Genomic DNA, 15,903 nt, shown 5'->3' on the forward strand with positions numbered 1-15,903 from the left:
GGCCCAGTCGGCCCCGCGTGCGGCGATGGGCCTGGCCTAGTCTGCAAGGCCTGTTGTCTGCTGGAGTCGTCATGCTCGAGATCGAAACCCCGCCGGTTGCCGCACTGGAACTGTTGAAGGCCGAGCTGGTGGCCGCCCTGGGCGCGCCGCATGTCAGCGCCGACGAGGCGACCTGCGCGCTGCACAGCCAGGACATCTGGGGTCGCGGCACTTACCGGGTCGCGCTCGTCGTGTCTCCCTCCAGGCCCGAGCAGATCGCCGCGACGCTGCAGGCCGTGCGCCGGCATGGCTATGTCGTCGCGCCGCGTGGTGGTGGCATGGGCTACACCGGCGCCTACCTCGTGAACTCGCCGCGCTGCGTGTCGCTGGACCTGTCGCGCATGGACCGCATCCTCGCCATCGAAGCCGAGGACATGACGGTCACCGTCGAGCCCGGCTGCACCTGGGCCGCATTGCGTGCCGCGCTGGCGCCGCTGGGCCTGCGCACACCGTTCTGGGGACCAATGTCGGGCCTGCGCTCGACGGTGGGCGGCGCCATCTCGCAGAACGCCGCGATGCTCGGCGCGGGCCAGCATGGCATCTCCGCGGACAGTGTCGTCGGGCTCACCGTCGTGCTGGGCGACGGGCAGATCCTGCGGACCGGCGTCGGCGGTTTGGACGGAGGCGCGCCGTTCTTCCGCCACTACGGACCGGACCTGACCGGCCTGTTCTGCGGCGACAGCGGCGCCATGGGCATCAAGGCGGCGATCACGTTGCGACTGATGGCCAACCCGGCGTACGAGGACTACGCGTCCTTCGCGTTCCGCACCGGCCGCGACTTGCTGTCGGCGATGGCCGCGATGGCGCGTGCTGGCATCGCCAGCGAAATGTGCGCCTTCGACCCGGGCCTCACGCGCGTGCGCATGCAGCGCTCATCGCTGGCCAGCGATGTTAAGACGCTCGGCGCGGTCGTGGGCCGGCAGAAGTCGCTCGTGAAGGGACTACTGGAGGCCGGCAAGATCGCGCTGGCCGGCCGCGACTTCGTCGGCGAGGAGAACTACTCGCTGCATATGATCGCCGAGGGCCGCAGCGCTGCGGGTGTGCAGGCTGACATCGCCGAGGCCCGGCGCATCGCCGCCGAATACCGAGGTGAGGAGATCGCCAACACGATCGCCAAGGTCATCCGCGCCCAGCCCTTCCCGCCGCTGAACAGCGTGCTAGGCCCCGGCGGCGAGCGCTGGGCGCCGGTGCATGGTGTCTCGGCACTGTCGGTGGCGGCTGCGCTGTTCGAGGCTATCGAGCGGGTCTTCGCCGACATGGCAGCGGACTTCCAGCGCTGCGGCGTCAAGGTGGGCTACTTGTTCTCGTCGATATCGACGAATGCGCTGCTGCTTGAGCCCGTCTTCTATTGGCCTGGGGAGCGCCTTCCCGTGCACGTGGTGGCTATCCAACCCGAGCACCTGGCGCGGCTGCCCTCGCTGGCGGACGACCCCGCGGCAACGGCCGTCGTCGTGCAGGCCCGCAAGCAGCTGATGGCCGTGTTTCAGCGTTTCGGCTGCGGCCATTTCCAGATTGGCCGCACCTATCCCTACCGCCAGAGCCGGGATGCGGCAGGCTGGCATCTGGTGGAGGCCATCAAGGCCACCGTCGACCCCGACCAGTTGCTGAACCCGGGCGTGCTGGGGCTGGGCGACCTGCGCTGACCCTTTTCCCGCCGCCGTGCCGGCTGTGCACGGCGGGCCCTGGCAGCAAAAGGAAGGCCCCGTCGCGGAAACGACGGGGCCTTTTGCTGGGGCGGTTCAGCCGCGTCAGTCGCGCTTGAGGTCCAGGTGCTGCAGCAGCGGGCCGAAGCCTTCAACGCCGTCCATGATGCCGTTGGTGCGCAGGGCGTGCCAGTAGGTTGCGGTATTGATCGCGATCACCGGCTTGTCCAGGAAGTGCTCGGCAAAGGGCGCCATGCGCGCCATGCTGAGGTTGGTGCCCACCTGAACGATGGCGTCGATGTCGTCTCCGTCAAGCTGCTTCAGGGCAGCTGCAATCTGTGGCTCGGTCACGCGTGAGATGTTGGTCCAGCTGGTGCACTGCAACGGCAGGTCGCGCACGGTCTCGACGCCGTAGTCACTGAAGAAGTTCTTCACGTGCTGGTTGGCTACCGGGTAGTAGGGCGAGATCACGGCGATCCGGCGGATGCCGCCGTAGGCCTTCATCGCCTCCACGCAGCTAATGGGGCCGACGCTGAAGTCCTTGCCGGCCAGTTCGCGCAGGTGCTTGAGCTGGGCATGGCAAGCCTTTGCACCGCCGATGAACGAGACGGCCGAGACGCCCATCACGTAGTAGTCTGGCTCGGCGGTCATCGCACTGCGGATCGCGGCATCGACGGCCGCCTGCAGCACGTCCATGCCGGCCATGAAAGACTCGTTCGACAGCGCCTTGGCGTTCTCGATGTAGATGTCGCGGTACTGGTTGGTGACGCCTGCCGGTCGCATGGCCGCGAACTCGGGCTCGACGATGGTGTTCGTCGATGGGCCGAAGCAGGCAAAGACCTTGCGCCAGCCCAGCGTGTCGCGACCTTGAGGACGGGGAATGGGTTTGCTCTGGGGACTCATACGTAGCTCGGATCTTTCATGGGGCCAACGGAACGGGAACGGGTCGCCTGCAGCAGCACCGGCGGCTCGCTGCCGGGGAAGTCGGGGCCCCAGTTGACGGGGTCGCCGTGCATCTCGACGCGGGCGTTCTCGGTGTACCAGTCGACCAGCCGGCCGTCGCAGCGCAGCAGCCAGGTGGTGCCCTCGGCGCCGGCGACGAAGTCGCCATGGCGCACGCCGGCCGGGCGGAAGAAGTACGTGCCCGGGTACATGGTGCCGAAGTTGTATTCGAAGCTGCCTTCCAGCGTGAAGGCCTCTTCGTAACACGGGTGGTGGGCGAGCGGGTGCTCCTTCCAGTTCGGCTTGGCATGGATCAGCCGCGTGTAGAAGCCGGTGACCTTGTCGTGATGCAGCAGCTTGATGAACAGGCCCGGCACCGGCGTGCCGCCGCGCGAGAAGTCCATCGGGCTGCCGTGCGTCGGGTGGGTCACGTCGTACCAGTCCATCTTGCTGGCGTGCTTGATGACCAGTTCGTGCTCGGGGTTACGGTTCGCGCCGTGCGCGTTGCCCGGCGTGAAGGTCCAGTCGGCGTACTCGCGGAATAGCAGGATGCGCGTGCCGGCCTTGGCCTTGACGGCGGGCATCAGCACGCCTTGCGGGGCCATCAGATAGTCGTCCTTCACGAGCACCTGCTCGCCGACGCTGATCTCGCCCGACAGCACGTACCACTCGGTCTGTGCCGCGTGCAGGCCGGCCGGGCGGGTCCAGTCGCTGGTGAACTCCACCAGCAGCGAGGCCTCGCCTTTTTCTTCGCAATAGTTCAGGTTGCGCTGGCGCGCTTCGCCGCTGCCGTGCGGCAGTTCGGCCGGGTGCCAGATCAGGTCTTTCTCGTCGATGAGCTCTACATGCGGTCGCATGGCGGGTTACCTCGTGTCAGCTTGGGGGGGTGCTGTCATGATTGCGGCCAGTTTCCGTGGCGCCAATCGAGGTTGCCGCTGTGTCCACCTGTTGAACGGACGGTCGCGTGACGGGTCAGGCCTGCAAATGCCTGGCTGGAATCAGGACGGTGCTGAAGGAGTCCGCGGGCAGGGTCAAAGCGAGCTGTTGCTTGCCCAGGCTGATCACCAGCGGTAGCGGATCCGCCATCTCGTTGAACATGACCAGGACCGCATCACCATTCGGGTTACGGAAGGCCAGCGCGTTGTCATAGCCGAGCGAAGTCACGGTCGGCAGGTAGTGGGCGCCGATCCGCACATGGGCGCTGAGATGGCGCATCAGCCAGTAGTCGTGCGTCAGGCGGTAGGTGCCTTTGATCGTGTCGACCGACACCAGCGCGTTCTGCGGCCATTCCCATCCGCTCATGCCGTTGACGGGCAATGCCAGGTTCCAGTACTGCCAGGCGCTGGCGCCGTTGCGGAAGTACTTCTGCATGAGGGACTAGCCGTAGCGCGCGTAGTGCCAGTCGTTGCTGCAGTTGCCGCACTCCTGCTCCGAGCTCCATATGGTCAGTTGGGGGTGTTCCTCGCGGATCTTCTCGAGCGCGCCCTTGCCCGCCCACTGCACGCCCACCCCCTTGATCAGGACCCCGGCGACCGGGTCGTTGACGATCGCGCTGACGATGTCGGCGCGGCTGCGTTCGAGTGTGCCCAGAACGATGTCCACGCCCAAGGGTTGCATCTCCCGGTGCAAGTGGGGAATGAAGCGCGCCAGACCCTTGGCCGACCAGCAGCAACTCGGGAAGGGGTGCGAAGAGTTGAACTCGTTCTGAGGCATCACCCGGTCGACGCGGATACCCAGTTCCCGATAGGTCTCGATGTAGCGCCTGAAATAACGGGCATAGACGTCGAAATAGCGATCCTCCTGGATGAAGCCATCCTCGCCGGACTTCACGATTTGCTCGGGCCGGATGCCGTTGGGCGACATGCCCGCCCAGGCCGGCCCCTGCGCATAGTGCTTGTTGGTCTTCATCCACAACGGCGGTGACCAGGGCGAAGCCCACAGGCGCAGGTCCGGGCGAATCGCCTGTGCAGCGTGGATGAAGGGGATCAGGGTCTTGCTGTCAGGCTCAACGCTGAAATGCTGCAGGGCGAAGTCACCGTCCACCTCGTCATAGCTGTAGAAGTCCTTGGCGATGTCATTGCCGCCGATGGGGCTTCGGCACAGCGAGAAGTTGGCGCCTGCAGGCAAGAACAAGGCTTCCATCGCCTGCTGCCGCAGCGTTGGCGACAGGGCCGAGAGCGCCTGCCAGCCCTTCTCGCTGAAGGCGCCACCAATGCCATCGATGAGCTGGGCAGGCTTGTCCAGCATCACGATCAGCGAGCGCGAGAACGGCCGCGTCGATGCCGGCTGCAGGGCCGGGGCGGCGTGCGGCTGCCAGCGGGACTTCTATCCCGTCACCACCCAGCCGATCTCGACGTTGCCTGCCGCGGGCGACGGCTTTGCCGGGTTCGCCGCGCCGGCCAGCTCTTGCATGCCTGCCGTGGTCGATGCGGTTGCGGAGGCGAGCAACAGCTTCATTGAGGATCGTCGATTCAGCACGCCATGTGTTCCTGATTGCGGTGATTCGAGCGGCGGCGGATCAGGGCTTCAGCCGCTGCCCCGGCAGCGTCAGCGCCACCGGCTCTCCCAGCTCGGCCGCGCTCTTGCCGAAGGCGAAGGTGTAGGTGCCGGCGGGTACCGTCCAGCCGCCCTGGCCCTTGTCCCTGCGGTAGTCGGCAAGCAGGCGCGGGTCGACCTTGACGGTCAGCGTCTGGCGCTCCCCGGCCTTCAGCGCCAGCTTGCCGAAGCCCACCAGGCGCTGCAGCTTCTGCCCGTTGCGCGCAATGAGGTAGACCTGCGGCACATCGGCGCCGGCCAGCGCGCCGTCGTTGCTGACGGTCACGCCCAGCTCCACGCCTTGCTTCGCGTCGTGGCGTGCCCAGGCACCGCTGTGCGTGAACCGCGTGTAGCTCAGGCCGTGGCCGAAGGGGAACAGCGGTGTCAGGCCGGTCTTCGCGAACCAGCGGTAGCCGGCGTCGGCACCTTCGTCGTAGATGACCTTGACCGGCGTGCGCTCGACCAGCCCCAGGCCCGGCAGCGCGGCGCGCGGCCACTGCGCGATGGATTGCGGAAAGCTGACCGGCAGCCGGCCTGAGGGGTTGATGGCCCCTGTCAGCGCCTCGGCAATCGCCTGCGCGCCTTCCTGGCCGGGGTACCAGGCCTGCACGATGGCGCGCACGTCGCGCAGCCAGGGCATGGTGACCGGGTTGCCGGTCTCCAGCACGACGACGACGTTCCGGTTGGCGGCCGCCAGCTTGGCGATCAACTCGTCCTGGCCCTGCGGCAGCGCCAGCGAACCGGAGTCGATGGCCTCGCCCTCCCATTTTGTGGCGAACACGACGACCACGTCTGCCTGTGCCGCGTAGGCCGCCGCCGTGTCTGGCGAGTAGCCCGAGTTGAAGCGGAACTTTGCGTCGGGCAGGGCGGTCTTCAGTGCGGCGAACGGCGCTCTGGGCGTGTAGACCTGGCGAGTGAAGGTAGTCGACGGGTCGTCCACATCGCCGCCGACAAAGCGGACCTTGCCGTTGCTTGGGAAGACCTGGCTTGAACCGCCGCCCGAGAGCACGCCGAAGTCGGCATGGCCGCCGACGACCAGGATGGACTTCGCGACCTTGTCCAGCGGCAGCAAGCCGTCGTTCTTCAGCAGCACCAGGCCCGCGCGTGCGGCCTCAAGCGCCACCTGGGCGTTGGCCTTGTAGTCAATGGGTTCGGCCTTGTAGGGCTTGTCGATGCCCAGCGCGAAGAAGCTGCGCAACATGCGCCGCACGGCGTCGGACACGCGGGCCTTCGTCACGTGGCCGGCGTCAATCAGCGCCTTCAGCGGCTCGCGGAACCAGACCTGTTTGTCTAGCTGGCTGCCGGCTTGCTGGTCCAGCCCGGCGTTGAAGAAGCTCGCGTCGCTGACGGCTCCCCAGTCCGACATGACCCAGCCCTTGTAGCCCCAGTCGCGCTTGAGGACCTGGTTGAGCAGGAAGTCGTTGCCGCAGGCCTTGTGGCCGTTGACGAGGTTGTAGGCGCACATGACGGCGCCCGGCTCGCCGATCTCGATGCCCAGTTGGAAGGCCAGCAGCTCGCTCTCCCGCAGCGCGGGCTCGTCGATGACCGAGTCGGCGTAGAAGCGCAGTGTCTCCTGGCCGTTCAGCGCGAAGTGCTTGATCGTCGAGACGACGCCCTGCTGCTGGATGCCGCGGATCGCATGGCCGGCCAGCGTGCCGGCCAGCAGCGGGTCTTCGCCCAGGTACTCGAAGTTGCGGCCGTTGCGAGGGTCGCGCATCAGATTCATGCCGCCAGCCAGCAGCACGTTGAAGCCCTTGGCCCGCGTCTCGCGCCCGACCGTGGCGCCCACGCGGGCGGCCAGCGCCGGGTCGAACGACGCGGCCAGCGCCAGGCCGGAGGGCATCGCCGTTGCGACATCGCCGGGCCGCGCCATGTTGGGGTTGGCCACGCCCAGGCTGGCGTCGGTGGCCAACTGGGCCGGCACGCCCAGCCGCGGGACGCCGGGTACATAGCCGGCGGAGGGCGGGATGTTGGCCGGGAAATCCGCCTTCAGCCCCGGGATGGTCAGCGGCATGACGCCGACCAGCAGGCTCAGGCGTTCGGCGTCGGTCATCTGAGCTTCGATGCTGGCGGCGCGGGCGTCGGCGTCTTCGCGGTTCTGCGCAGTGGCCGGCGCGGCGAGCCAGGCCGGCACGAGGAGCGAGCACAGAAGTCGGCGCGCACGGCGCGCCCGAGGCGTCAGGTTCATGGCGGTCATGGGTGGCGTCACAGGGTATGGGGGCCCCATGCTGGCAGTCGGCCAGGCCTGCGTTAAGCGGTGGCGCGGCGTTGTTCGCCTGCCGGTGAATCAGGCCGTCAGGAAGGCCATCACTTCGGCCGCCCTTGCCTCGCGGGGTACCAGCACTGCGCGGCTGGCTGGTAGCAGCGCGGCGGCGGCGTCGAGGTAGTCGCGCATGGGGTCGCCTTCAGCGGCCATCAGCAGCGTGGGCAGCCGAAGCCGTGGCAGCCGCTCCGCGGTCGCATGCGAGAACACCGCGCGGTAGGCCAGGTGGTAGGTGGGGAGGGCCTTCAGCAGCTCGACGACTAGCGCGTGGCGCGCGGCCGCCGGCGGCACCGGCCCCAGCATCAGGCGGTGCGCCGGGTCGCGCAGGAAGTGCGGGAAGTGCACGAACATCTCGCCGACGAACTGCCAGGCCCAGGCGAGGTGGCCGCCATGCTCGTCCGGCTGCATCGGCGGCGCATACCGCTCCAGCATCTGCTGCTGCAGCGCGGGCGGGAAGACGCCCAGCCCGTCCAGCACCAGGCGGCGCACGCGGTTGGGGTGGCGCAGCGCCAGCTCGACGCCGATGTGGGCACCGCTGTGCTGGCCGCAGTAGTCCACCTGGTCCAGTCCCAGCCGGTCCAGCGTCTGCACGAGTTGGTCCACGTAGTCGGACAGCTCCGGCTGGGACTGAGGCAGCGGGTCTGAGTCGCCGTTGCCCGGCATGTCCGGCGCGATGACGCGGCGCTGCGCGGCCAGCTCGCCGATCAGCGGGGCCAGCCCGGCCGACGAGCCTGGCCCGGCGTGCGCGAGCAGCAACGGCAGCTCGCCGGGGCGCGAGGTGCCGGCGGCTCGGTAGTGCACCAGCCGGCCGTCAAGCAGGCGCAGGAAATGCCGGTCGATCCACATCGTCAGTAGCCGCGCGCCGGCAGGTAGGGCACGTCGCGCAGGTGGGCCAGGTCCGGCGGTAGCACCGGCGCGTAGGGCTGGTGGAAGTCGAAGGGCGCCTCGTCGGTCGTCCAGATGTTGACGTGGCGGCCGCCGACGAAACGGATCAGCGCCACGCAGCCCCAGCGCGTGCCGAAGGGGCCGTGGGGGATGCCGGGCGGCCGCCAGAAGTAGGCGCCGGCATGCATCTCGCCATAGGGGCCCACCAGCGAGCCGGCGATGACGAAGCACTCCTCGACGACCGGGTGCGACTCCCGCGGCCCCTGCGAGCCCGGCGGCTCTGAGTGCGGCAGCATCATCGACAGGAAGGTGCGCTCGCCCGTCTTCTGGTCGGTGCGCAAGTCCTTGCGAGAGATGCCCAGGTGGGCCAGCTTCTGGTCGTTGAGCCGCATGTCCCAGGGCATGTGCAGCACGTCGCGCTGGCCGATGCTGGGCAGGCCAGCCTGCGGTACCGGCGGCCCCAGCTCGGGCCGCGCGTCGAAGAAGGTCAGCACGACGGCGCCGCGTCGCGTCGACATCGAGTGCCGCAGCAGGCCGCGCGGCACCTGCCCGTAGCGGTCGGCGCCGAAGTGCAGGCCGTTGATCTCCAGCTCGCCCTCCAGCACGTAGAACTCCTCTGCGGCGTCGAGGGTCTCGTCGGCCAGGCGGGACCAGCCGGCCGGGTAGCGGATCAGGCAGGTGCAGGCGCCGGTGTCGGGGTCTCGGCTGAGGTACTTGTACTCGGCATCGGGCCGCGCCGCGCCGGGCGGGATGCGGCGCCACGGCAGCATCTGCGCCTGGACGAACTCGGTGTGAGGGCGGTTCAACATGGCAGTGACCTCAGCCCAGGTAGATCCAGGGCCGGGCCTGGCGGTCGGCGGCCTGGAAGGCGTCGATGGCGGCGCTGGATTCCAGCGTCAGCGCGATCGGGTCCAGCCCCTTCAGCAGCATCTGGCGTTGGCTAGCGGCCAGCTCAAAAGCGTAGGCCTGGCCGCCGGCATCCGTCACCGTGCAGGCCAGCAGGTCGATGTGGATAGGGCGCGCCTGCGGATCGGGCTCGACCGAATCGGCCAGTGCGGCGACCTGCGCTTCGGACAGCACCACGGGCAGCAGGCCGTTGCGCACGCAGTTGGCCGCGAAGATGGCACCGAAGCTCGGCGCGACGATGGCGCGGATGCCGTACTCCTTCAGCGCCCAGACGGCATGCTCGCGCGACGAGCCGCAGCCGAAGTTGCGACCGGCCAGCAGGATGGTGCTGCTGCGCTGCTCGGGGCGGTTCAGCACGAAGTCCGGCGCGGGTTCGCGGCCCTGCACGTAGCGCCAGCCGGCGAATAGGCCGGCGGCCAGTCCAGTCTTGGAGACGGTCTTCATCTCCCGGGACGGGATGATGGCATCGGTGTCGATATTGCTGCGCAGCAGTGCGGCGGCGACGCCGGTGTGCGTGATGAACGGGTCCATGGCCATGTCTTAAAGCAGCCCGCGCGGGTCGGCGATGCGGCCGGCGATCGCAGAGGCCGCCACCGTAACGGGGCTGGCCAGGTGCGTGCGGGTCTGCGGCCCCTGACGGCTTTCGAAATTCCGGTTGGTCGTGCTGATGACGCGCTGTTGCAGGCCGAAGCTCTCGCCGCCGGCATAAAAGCACATCGAGCAGCCGGCCTCGCGCCAGTCGAAGCCGGCGTCCAGGAAGACCTGGTGCAAGCCCTCGGCCTCGGCCGCGAGCTTGACCTGCGTGGAACCCGGCACGCAGATGGCCTTGACGCCCGGCGCCACCTTGCGGCCGCGCAGCAGGGCTGCGGCGGCGCGCAGGTCCGACAGCCTGCTGTTGGTGCAAGAGCCGATGAAGGCCGCGTCGATGGGAAGGCCGGCCAGCGGCTGGCCCGGCCGCAGGTCCATGTAGGCCAGCGCCTTGTCCATCGCATGGCGCGTGGCGGCATCCGCAGCGGTCGAGGGTTGCGGCACCTGCGCGTCCACGCCGACCGCATGCTGCGGACTGGTGCCCCAGGTCACCATCGGCGCGAGGCGGCTCACGTCAAGCCGGGTCTCGGCGTCGAAGCGGGCGTCGGCGTCGCTGCGCAGCTGGCGCCAGGCGCTGCAGGCCTGCTGCCAGGCCTCGCCCTGGGGCGCGAAGGGGCGACCTTCCAGGTAGGCCAGCGTCGCTTCGTCGGGCGCCACGAGGCCTGTGAAGGCCGAGAACTCGACGGCCATGTTGCACAGCGTCATGCGGGCCTCGATGCCCAGGGACCGCACCGCGTCGCCATCGAACTCGACGACGGCGCCCTGCGCGCCCGACGCGCTGTCGCGGGCGATGAGGGCCAGGATCATGTCCTTGGCGCCGACGCCGTGCGGCAGCAAGCCGTCGAACGTGACACGCATCGAGCGTGGCTTGACGACGCGCAGGGTCTGCGTGGCCAGCGCATGCTCGGCCTCGGACGAGCCGATACCCCAGGCCAGCGCGCCTAGGGCGCCCTGCGTGCAGGTGTGGCTGTCGGGGCATACGACGGTGGCGCCGGGTAGCACGATGCCTTGCTCGGGCGAGACGACGTGCACGATGCCCTGGCGCAGGTCGCCCAGGTCGAACAGCTGGATGCCGCGCTGGGCCGTCTGTTCGCGCGTGATGCGGATGAAGGACTCGCCACCGGGCATCAGGGTGTGGTCGTTGCGGCCGGGGAAGGTGTCGACGATGTGGTCCAGCGTCGCGAAGGCCAGCCGCGGGTTGCGGACGTCGTGGCCGGCTTCGGTCAGCGCCTTCAGGGCGACGCCGCCGGTGCGCTCGTGCAGGAACACGCGGTCGATGTGGACCAGGCTGTCGCCCTCGTCCAGCTCGGCGACCAGGTGCTGGCGCCAGAGCTTGTCGAACAGCGACTGCCCGCCTGCGGGAGGGGCTGGCGTAGCGCTCATGCGGCGATCACGCCGTCGGCGACGAGCGCGTCTACATCGGCGTCGGTCAAGCCGCGCGACAGCAGCAGCGCGCGGCCACCGGCGCCGATGGCCGGCAGATCGTGGCGCAGGCCGAAGCGGTGGCCATCCATCTCCAGCGGCAGCGCCGGCAGCTTGGTGGTGCGGCCGTCGGGCAGCGTGACGTCCAGCAGCCCGGCGCCGGCATTCAGGTGCGGGTCGTCGAACAGCTCCTCGGGCTTGGCGATGGGTGCGAAGGGCAGGCCGGTGGCCTCAAGCTTGGCCATGAGCGTGGCCTTGTCGAACTGCTTGAAGCGCTCGCGCACGATGGGCAGCGTGCGGTCGCGCTGGCGCACGCGCTCGGCGTTCTTCGCCAGGCTCTCGTCGGCCAGGAAGTCGGCGAAGTCAAAGGCCTCGCAGAACTTGCGCCACTGCGTGTCGCTGACGACGGCGGCGAAGACGCGCTCGCCGTCGCCGGCCTCGAACACGTCGTACACGGCCCAGGCCGACTGCCGGATGGACATCGGCGGCGCGGCCTTGCCGGTGACGGCGTACTGCGCCATGTGCTGGCCCACGAGGAAGGCCGTAGTCTCGTACAGCGACGTCGTGATGCGCTGGCCGCGGCCGGTGCGGTGGCGCTGCTCCAGCGCACCGAGGATGCCGATGACGCCGAACATCGCGCCGGTCACGTCGACGACCGACGCTCCCGCCCGCATCGGCCGGTCCGGCAGGCCGGTCATGTAGGCCAAGCCGCCCATCATCTGTGCCACCTCGTCCAGCGCGGTGCGGTGCTCGTAGGGGCCGCTGAGAAAGCCCTTGCCCGAGCAGTAGATCAGGCGCGGGTTGTTGCGGGCCAGCTCGTCGTAGCCGAAGCCCAGTTCGTCCATCGCGCCGGCGCGGAAGTTCTCGATGACGACGTCCGTGTCCGCCAGCAGCTGCTGCACCAGCGCGCGGCCTTTCTGCGACTTGGTGTCGATGGCCAGGCTCTTCTTGTTGCGGTTGTACATCGCGAAGTAGCCGGCGCCGGAGCCGCTCAGGCGGCGCGTGTTGTCGCCTTTGATCGGCTCGACCTTGGTCACGTCGGCGCCCATGTCGGCGAGGATGACGCCGATGCTGGGCCCCATCACCATGTGGGTGAATTCGATCACCTTCAGCCCCGACAGGGGCAGGTCTTCAGTCGTCGTCATGCAGCGTCTCGGTTCTGGGGAGTGGCGGGCACGAAGCCCTTGGGCAGGCCGGCCAGCGGCGTCATGCCGTACAGCGGCTCGCCCGGCAGCGCGCGGGCCAGCAGCTCGCGCGTGGCGAACAAGGCCTCGATGTCGATGCCGGTGCGCAGGCCCATCGACTCGAGCAGGAAGACGAGGTCCTCCGTCACAATGTTGCCGCTTGCACCCGGCGCGAACGGGCACCCGCCGAGGCCGCCCAGCGACGAGTCCAGTGTCGTCAGACCCACGTCCAGTGCGGCGACAACATTGGCCAGGCCCTGGCCGCGGGTGTTGTGCAGGTGGATGCCGGTGAGCTGGTCGCGGCCCACGGCCGACCAGACAGCGCGGATCAGTCGCCGTACCTGCGCTGGGTTAGCGTAGCCGGTCGTGTCGGATAGGCCCACCTCGTCGCAGCCGGCCTCCATCAACGCGACGGCCAGCTCCAGAACGCGTTTCTCAGGCACGATGCCCTCCAGCGTGCAGCCGAAGGCGGTGGACAAGCCGCCCTCCAGGTGCGGGCGTCGGTCTGCCGGCTGGCTCTGGATGAGCTCGGCGATGCGGCGCACCTCGTCCAGCATCTGTGCGTGCGTTCGGCGTACGTTGCGCAGACTGTGCGTCTCGCTGACCGACAGCGGCACGGTGATCTTGTGGGCGCCGGCGGCGACGGCCGCCTCGGCGCCCTTGAAGTTCGGCACTAGTACGGCCACGTTCAAGCCGGAGATCGAGCGGGCATGCGCAACGATCTCGGCGGTGTCGGCAAGCTGCGGCAGGATGTGGGCCGGCACGAAGGAGCCGACCTCGATCTCGGCCACGCCCGCAGCGGCCGCGGCGCTGATCCAGGCCTTCTTGTCTTCCGTGGCCATGATGGCCGAAATGCTCTGCAGGCCGTCGCGCGGGCCCACCTCGCTCACGAGGACGTCGCGTTCTTTCATGCGGTCACCGGTTGTTGTGCGACGAAGGCATCGAGGATGTCGCCCGGTGCGGCCTGCCAGACGTCGGTGCTGGCGGCGACGTGGGCGAGTACGGTCTCCAGGTGCTGGATGCGGTGCGGCTGGCCCATGACCCAGGGGTGCAGCGACAACGTCAGCAGCCGGCCGCCCTGGGTGCGCGCCTCGGTCCTTAGAAGTTCGAAGGCGTCGATGACCTGCTCTGCCCAGGATGCCTCGCTGTGCAGGTTGTCCATGACGACGAAGCGGTCCTCGATCTCTGTGGCCAGGGGCAGGTTCCACAGGTCGCCGTGGGCCGTGTGGAAGCGATAGGGCAGCTCGTCGTTGACCCAATCGCCGAAGTAGTCGATGCCTTCGGCCTTCAGCAGCTCGGGCGTGTTCGGGCTCTGCAACTTGCCAGGGCTCAGCCAGCCGCGCACCCGCTGGCCGCTCAGCTCACGCAGCAGCGCGAGCGACCGCTGCACCGTGGCGCGTTCGTCGTCCAGCGCCAGGCCGCCGTGGTGCGGCGTGTCCATGGACCATGAATGCCCTAGCACCTCGTCGCCATGTGCACGGATGTCGGCCATCAGCGCCGGGTAGCGCCGGGCCAGCTCGGCGTTGACCGCGAAGCTCGGGCGGATGTCAAACTTGTCGAACGCGCGCAGGAAACGGTAGACGCCGACCCGGTTGCCGTAGTCGCGCAGCGTGTAGTGCCGCAGGTCGGGATACGGCATCGTCATCGAGCCCGGCAGCTTCAGCTTCGCCGACGGGTTCATCGGGAAGTGCTGCAGGCTCACGTTGATCCAGACGGCCAGCGGCTTTGCGCCGGGCCAGATCACACGTGGCCGATCGGTGAGCATCGACCAGGCATAGCGCTCGTGATCCATGCCGTAGCGGCGCAGGGGGTACTCCAGGTGGGTGGTGTCCAGCGACATCAGCGGCCTCCGTTCTTGGCGTTGATGTCAGCCAGCGCCTGGTCGTGGTGGTGGGCCAGGTAATGTTCGGCGATCTCGCGGCCGGTCGTGATCCAGACATCGGGGTGGCTGGTGATGTAAGCCAGCGCGTCCTCGAAGGCCTTGAGCCGGTGCGGGCAACTGACCTGGTAGTTGTGCGTCGGGATGCACATGACGGTGCCGGACTCGGCGCCTTCTTCGTAGAGCCGGTCGAAGCTGTCCTTGATCATCTGGCCGTAGCGACGCGGCTCGATCTTGTTAACGACGTAGGCGATGGTGTCGTTGAGTTCCAGCGAGTACGGCACGGACACGAAGCGCTGCCCGCCGCGCACGCGCAGCGGCGTCGGCTGGTCGTCATGGAATAGATCGCAGGTGTAGAGCCCGCCCAGCTCGGCGAACAGGTCCAGTGTGTGCTCGCTGTGTGACAGCGCCGGCGCCAGGTAGCCGGCCGGCCGGCGACCGGTGTGGCGCTCGATGGTCTCCATCGACTCCAGCACCATCGCGCGCTCCTGCGCCTCGGACATACCGTAGGTGTAGCGCGTGTTGTAGATGCCGTGGCTGAAGAACTCCCAGTCGCGTTCGCGGCACATCTGGATGATCTCAGGGTGGTGGGTGCACAGCGCGGTGGACAGTGAGATCGAGCCGCGGATGCCGTACTTGTCGAGCAGGGTCATCTGCCGCATGTGGCCCACGCGGTTGCCGTAGTCGCGGATGGAATAGCCGGGCACGGCGGGAGAGGGATGCGGCCAGGCGGCGCGCGCCGGGTTGGCCGGTGGCGTGAGTTCATAGAACTCGATGTTGGGCGCCACCCAGAACGCGACGCGCGCGCCGCCGGGCCAGCGAATCTTGGGGCGGCCGCGGTAGGGCCAGTAGTCGTAGTGGCCGGTGTCGAGCTTCATTCGCCTGCCTTCACGCGCTCGTCCAGCCAGCCCAGCGTCTCGTTGACGTCCACGACGTCGGCGTACTTCAGCATCAGATCGGTCAGGTTGGCAAAGTGGTATGACTCGTGCTTGTCGGCCACGCACTGCTCCGGCACGATGGTGCGGTAGCCGCGCGACAGCGAATCAACTGCCGCCGCCCGCACGCAACCTGACGTGGAGCCGCCGGTGATGACGACGGTATCGACCTGGTGCCACACCAGCAGCGACTGCAGCGGCGTCTCGAAGAACGGCGAGGGCATGCGCTTGCAGTAGACGAGGTCGCGGCCTTGGTCGCCGGTCAGGATTTCGCAGCGCTCGTCGAATTGCGCGCGGCGCGAGCCGTGCTTGATGTTCTGCAGCGAGTCGGGCGTGTTTGTGCGCGTTCCCCAGACGCCGGCGTCCTCGCCGGACTCGGCGTACGCCACATGCGTCCAGACGACGGGCCAGCCCAAGGCACGGAAGCGCCGGGCCAGCGCGTTCACATACTCGATCTGGCGCGGATCGGTCTCGTAGGCGGTGGCGAACTCATCGACCCGCGTGTACGCGCACTGGAAATCGATGTTCACCAGCACGGCCTTGCGTCCGTAGCCGAAGCGGGCGCGGCGGGGATTGGCCTTGATGTCGGCCCAGATCTCGCGCGCGGTCTTGTCGGATAGTTCCATGCATCGCTCCTGTGGCAGGAACGATAGGTGGCAGCGGCGGCCCGGACAAAGGCTGC

The 15,903-nt window shown here is 68.5% G+C and carries 16 protein-coding genes; 1 reads left to right on the forward strand and 15 read right to left on the reverse strand.

What is annotated here, in order from left to right; all coding sequences use genetic code 11:
• The first annotated feature begins 71 nt into the window (after positions 1–71).
• Positions 72–1,682: an FAD-binding oxidoreductase gene (locus tag LXT13_RS00160; protein WP_233369576.1), complete on the forward strand. Its 1,611-nt coding sequence runs from the start codon at positions 72–74 to the stop codon at positions 1,680–1,682.
• A 105-nt stretch (positions 1,683–1,787) separates the two neighbouring features.
• On the opposite strand, the gene LXT13_RS00165 is transcribed toward LXT13_RS00160, so the two are convergent.
• From LXT13_RS00165 to LXT13_RS00230, 15 genes are all read right to left on the reverse strand, one after another.
• Positions 1,788–2,585, reverse strand: coding sequence for a maleate cis-trans isomerase family protein (locus LXT13_RS00165; RefSeq protein ID WP_233369577.1), 798 nt, complete (start codon positions 2,583–2,585; stop codon positions 1,788–1,790).
• A complete protein-coding gene (locus LXT13_RS00170) occupies positions 2,582–3,481 on the reverse strand; it encodes a DUF4437 domain-containing protein (RefSeq protein ID WP_233369578.1) in 900 nt (299 codons plus the stop codon). The genes LXT13_RS00165 and LXT13_RS00170 overlap by 4 nt, the downstream gene beginning before the upstream one ends.
• Positions 3,482–3,596: 115 nt before the next feature.
• The gene (locus LXT13_RS00175) at positions 3,597–3,995 is read right to left on the reverse strand and encodes a glycoside hydrolase family 30 beta sandwich domain-containing protein (RefSeq protein WP_233369579.1); all 399 of its coding nucleotides are present in this window, start codon (positions 3,993–3,995) and stop codon (positions 3,597–3,599) included.
• A gap of 6 nt (positions 3,996–4,001) precedes the next feature.
• Positions 4,002–4,871 (reverse strand): glycoside hydrolase family 30 protein, encoded by an 870-nt coding sequence (locus tag LXT13_RS00180; RefSeq protein ID WP_233370301.1) that lies wholly within the window; start codon positions 4,869–4,871, stop codon positions 4,002–4,004.
• 78 nt (positions 4,872–4,949) lie between these two features.
• Positions 4,950–5,081 (reverse strand): hypothetical protein, encoded by a 132-nt coding sequence (locus LXT13_RS28345; RefSeq protein ID WP_255719193.1) that lies wholly within the window; start codon positions 5,079–5,081, stop codon positions 4,950–4,952.
• A 61-nt stretch (positions 5,082–5,142) separates the two neighbouring features.
• On the reverse strand, positions 5,143–7,347 hold the full coding sequence (locus tag LXT13_RS00185; RefSeq protein WP_233369580.1) for a beta-glucosidase: 2,205 nt from the start codon (positions 7,345–7,347) through the stop codon (positions 5,143–5,145).
• Positions 7,348–7,446: 99 nt separating this feature from the next.
• Complete coding sequence (locus tag LXT13_RS00190) at positions 7,447–8,268, reverse strand: alpha/beta fold hydrolase (protein ID WP_233369581.1); 822 nt, start codon at positions 8,266–8,268, stop codon at positions 7,447–7,449.
• A gap of 2 nt (positions 8,269–8,270) precedes the next feature.
• A complete protein-coding gene (locus tag LXT13_RS00195; RefSeq protein ID WP_233369582.1) occupies positions 8,271–9,116 on the reverse strand; it encodes a cupin domain-containing protein in 846 nt (281 codons plus the stop codon).
• A gap of 10 nt (positions 9,117–9,126) precedes the next feature.
• Positions 9,127–9,744 (reverse strand): 3-isopropylmalate dehydratase small subunit, encoded by a 618-nt coding sequence (gene leuD / locus LXT13_RS00200; RefSeq protein ID WP_233369583.1) that lies wholly within the window; start codon positions 9,742–9,744, stop codon positions 9,127–9,129.
• 9 nt (positions 9,745–9,753) lie between these two features.
• A complete protein-coding gene (locus LXT13_RS00205) occupies positions 9,754–11,184 on the reverse strand; it encodes a 3-isopropylmalate dehydratase large subunit (protein WP_233369584.1) in 1,431 nt (476 codons plus the stop codon).
• The gene (locus LXT13_RS00210; RefSeq protein ID WP_233369585.1) at positions 11,181–12,368 is read right to left on the reverse strand and encodes a CaiB/BaiF CoA transferase family protein; all 1,188 of its coding nucleotides are present in this window, start codon (positions 12,366–12,368) and stop codon (positions 11,181–11,183) included. Before LXT13_RS00210 ends, LXT13_RS00205 begins: the two co-directional genes overlap by 4 nt.
• Positions 12,365–13,318, reverse strand: a complete 954-nt coding sequence (locus LXT13_RS00215) for a hydroxymethylglutaryl-CoA lyase (RefSeq protein ID WP_233369586.1) — start codon at positions 13,316–13,318, stop codon at positions 12,365–12,367. The genes LXT13_RS00210 and LXT13_RS00215 overlap by 4 nt, the downstream gene beginning before the upstream one ends.
• Positions 13,315–14,247 (reverse strand): polysaccharide deacetylase family protein, encoded by a 933-nt coding sequence (locus LXT13_RS00220; protein WP_233369587.1) that lies wholly within the window; start codon positions 14,245–14,247, stop codon positions 13,315–13,317. The genes LXT13_RS00215 and LXT13_RS00220 overlap by 4 nt, the downstream gene beginning before the upstream one ends.
• Positions 14,247–15,164, reverse strand: coding sequence for a polysaccharide deacetylase family protein (locus LXT13_RS00225; protein WP_233369588.1), 918 nt, complete (start codon positions 15,162–15,164; stop codon positions 14,247–14,249). Before LXT13_RS00225 ends, LXT13_RS00220 begins: the two co-directional genes overlap by 1 nt.
• Positions 15,161–15,847 (reverse strand): isochorismatase family protein, encoded by a 687-nt coding sequence (locus LXT13_RS00230; RefSeq protein WP_233369589.1) that lies wholly within the window; start codon positions 15,845–15,847, stop codon positions 15,161–15,163. The genes LXT13_RS00225 and LXT13_RS00230 overlap by 4 nt, the downstream gene beginning before the upstream one ends.
• Between the last annotated feature and the right edge of the window lie 56 nt (positions 15,848–15,903).

Source organism: Pelomonas cellulosilytica (assembly GCF_021353265.1).
GTDB classification, from domain to species: domain Bacteria; phylum Pseudomonadota; class Gammaproteobacteria; order Burkholderiales; family Burkholderiaceae_C; genus Pelomonas; species Pelomonas cellulosilytica.

Coding starts and splice junctions, on each gene's coding strand:
- LXT13_RS00160 (WP_233369576.1), top strand. CDS start 72: ATGCTCGAGATCGAAACCCCGCCGGTTGCCGCACTGGAACTGTTGAAG.
- LXT13_RS00165 (WP_233369577.1), bottom strand. CDS start 2,585: ATGAGTCCCCAGAGCAAACCCATTCCCCGTCCTCAAGGTCGCGACACG.
- LXT13_RS00170 (WP_233369578.1), bottom strand. CDS start 3,481: ATGCGACCGCATGTAGAGCTCATCGACGAGAAAGACCTGATCTGGCAC.
- LXT13_RS00175 (WP_233369579.1), bottom strand. CDS start 3,995: ATGCAGAAGTACTTCCGCAACGGCGCCAGCGCCTGGCAGTACTGGAAC.
- LXT13_RS00180 (WP_233370301.1), bottom strand. CDS start 4,871: ATGCTGGACAAGCCTGCCCAGCTCATCGATGGCATTGGTGGCGCCTTC.
- LXT13_RS28345 (WP_255719193.1), bottom strand. CDS start 5,081: ATGAAGCTGTTGCTCGCCTCCGCAACCGCATCGACCACGGCAGGCATG.
- LXT13_RS00185 (WP_233369580.1), bottom strand. CDS start 7,347: ATGAACCTGACGCCTCGGGCGCGCCGTGCGCGCCGACTTCTGTGCTCG.
- LXT13_RS00190 (WP_233369581.1), bottom strand. CDS start 8,268: ATGTGGATCGACCGGCATTTCCTGCGCCTGCTTGACGGCCGGCTGGTG.
- LXT13_RS00195 (WP_233369582.1), bottom strand. CDS start 9,116: ATGTTGAACCGCCCTCACACCGAGTTCGTCCAGGCGCAGATGCTGCCG.
- leuD (WP_233369583.1), bottom strand. CDS start 9,744: ATGGACCCGTTCATCACGCACACCGGCGTCGCCGCCGCACTGCTGCGC.
- LXT13_RS00205 (WP_233369584.1), bottom strand. CDS start 11,184: ATGAGCGCTACGCCAGCCCCTCCCGCAGGCGGGCAGTCGCTGTTCGAC.
- LXT13_RS00210 (WP_233369585.1), bottom strand. CDS start 12,368: ATGACGACGACTGAAGACCTGCCCCTGTCGGGGCTGAAGGTGATCGAA.
- LXT13_RS00215 (WP_233369586.1), bottom strand. CDS start 13,318: ATGAAAGAACGCGACGTCCTCGTGAGCGAGGTGGGCCCGCGCGACGGC.
- LXT13_RS00220 (WP_233369587.1), bottom strand. CDS start 14,247: ATGTCGCTGGACACCACCCACCTGGAGTACCCCCTGCGCCGCTACGGC.
- LXT13_RS00225 (WP_233369588.1), bottom strand. CDS start 15,164: ATGAAGCTCGACACCGGCCACTACGACTACTGGCCCTACCGCGGCCGC.
- LXT13_RS00230 (WP_233369589.1), bottom strand. CDS start 15,847: ATGGAACTATCCGACAAGACCGCGCGCGAGATCTGGGCCGACATCAAG.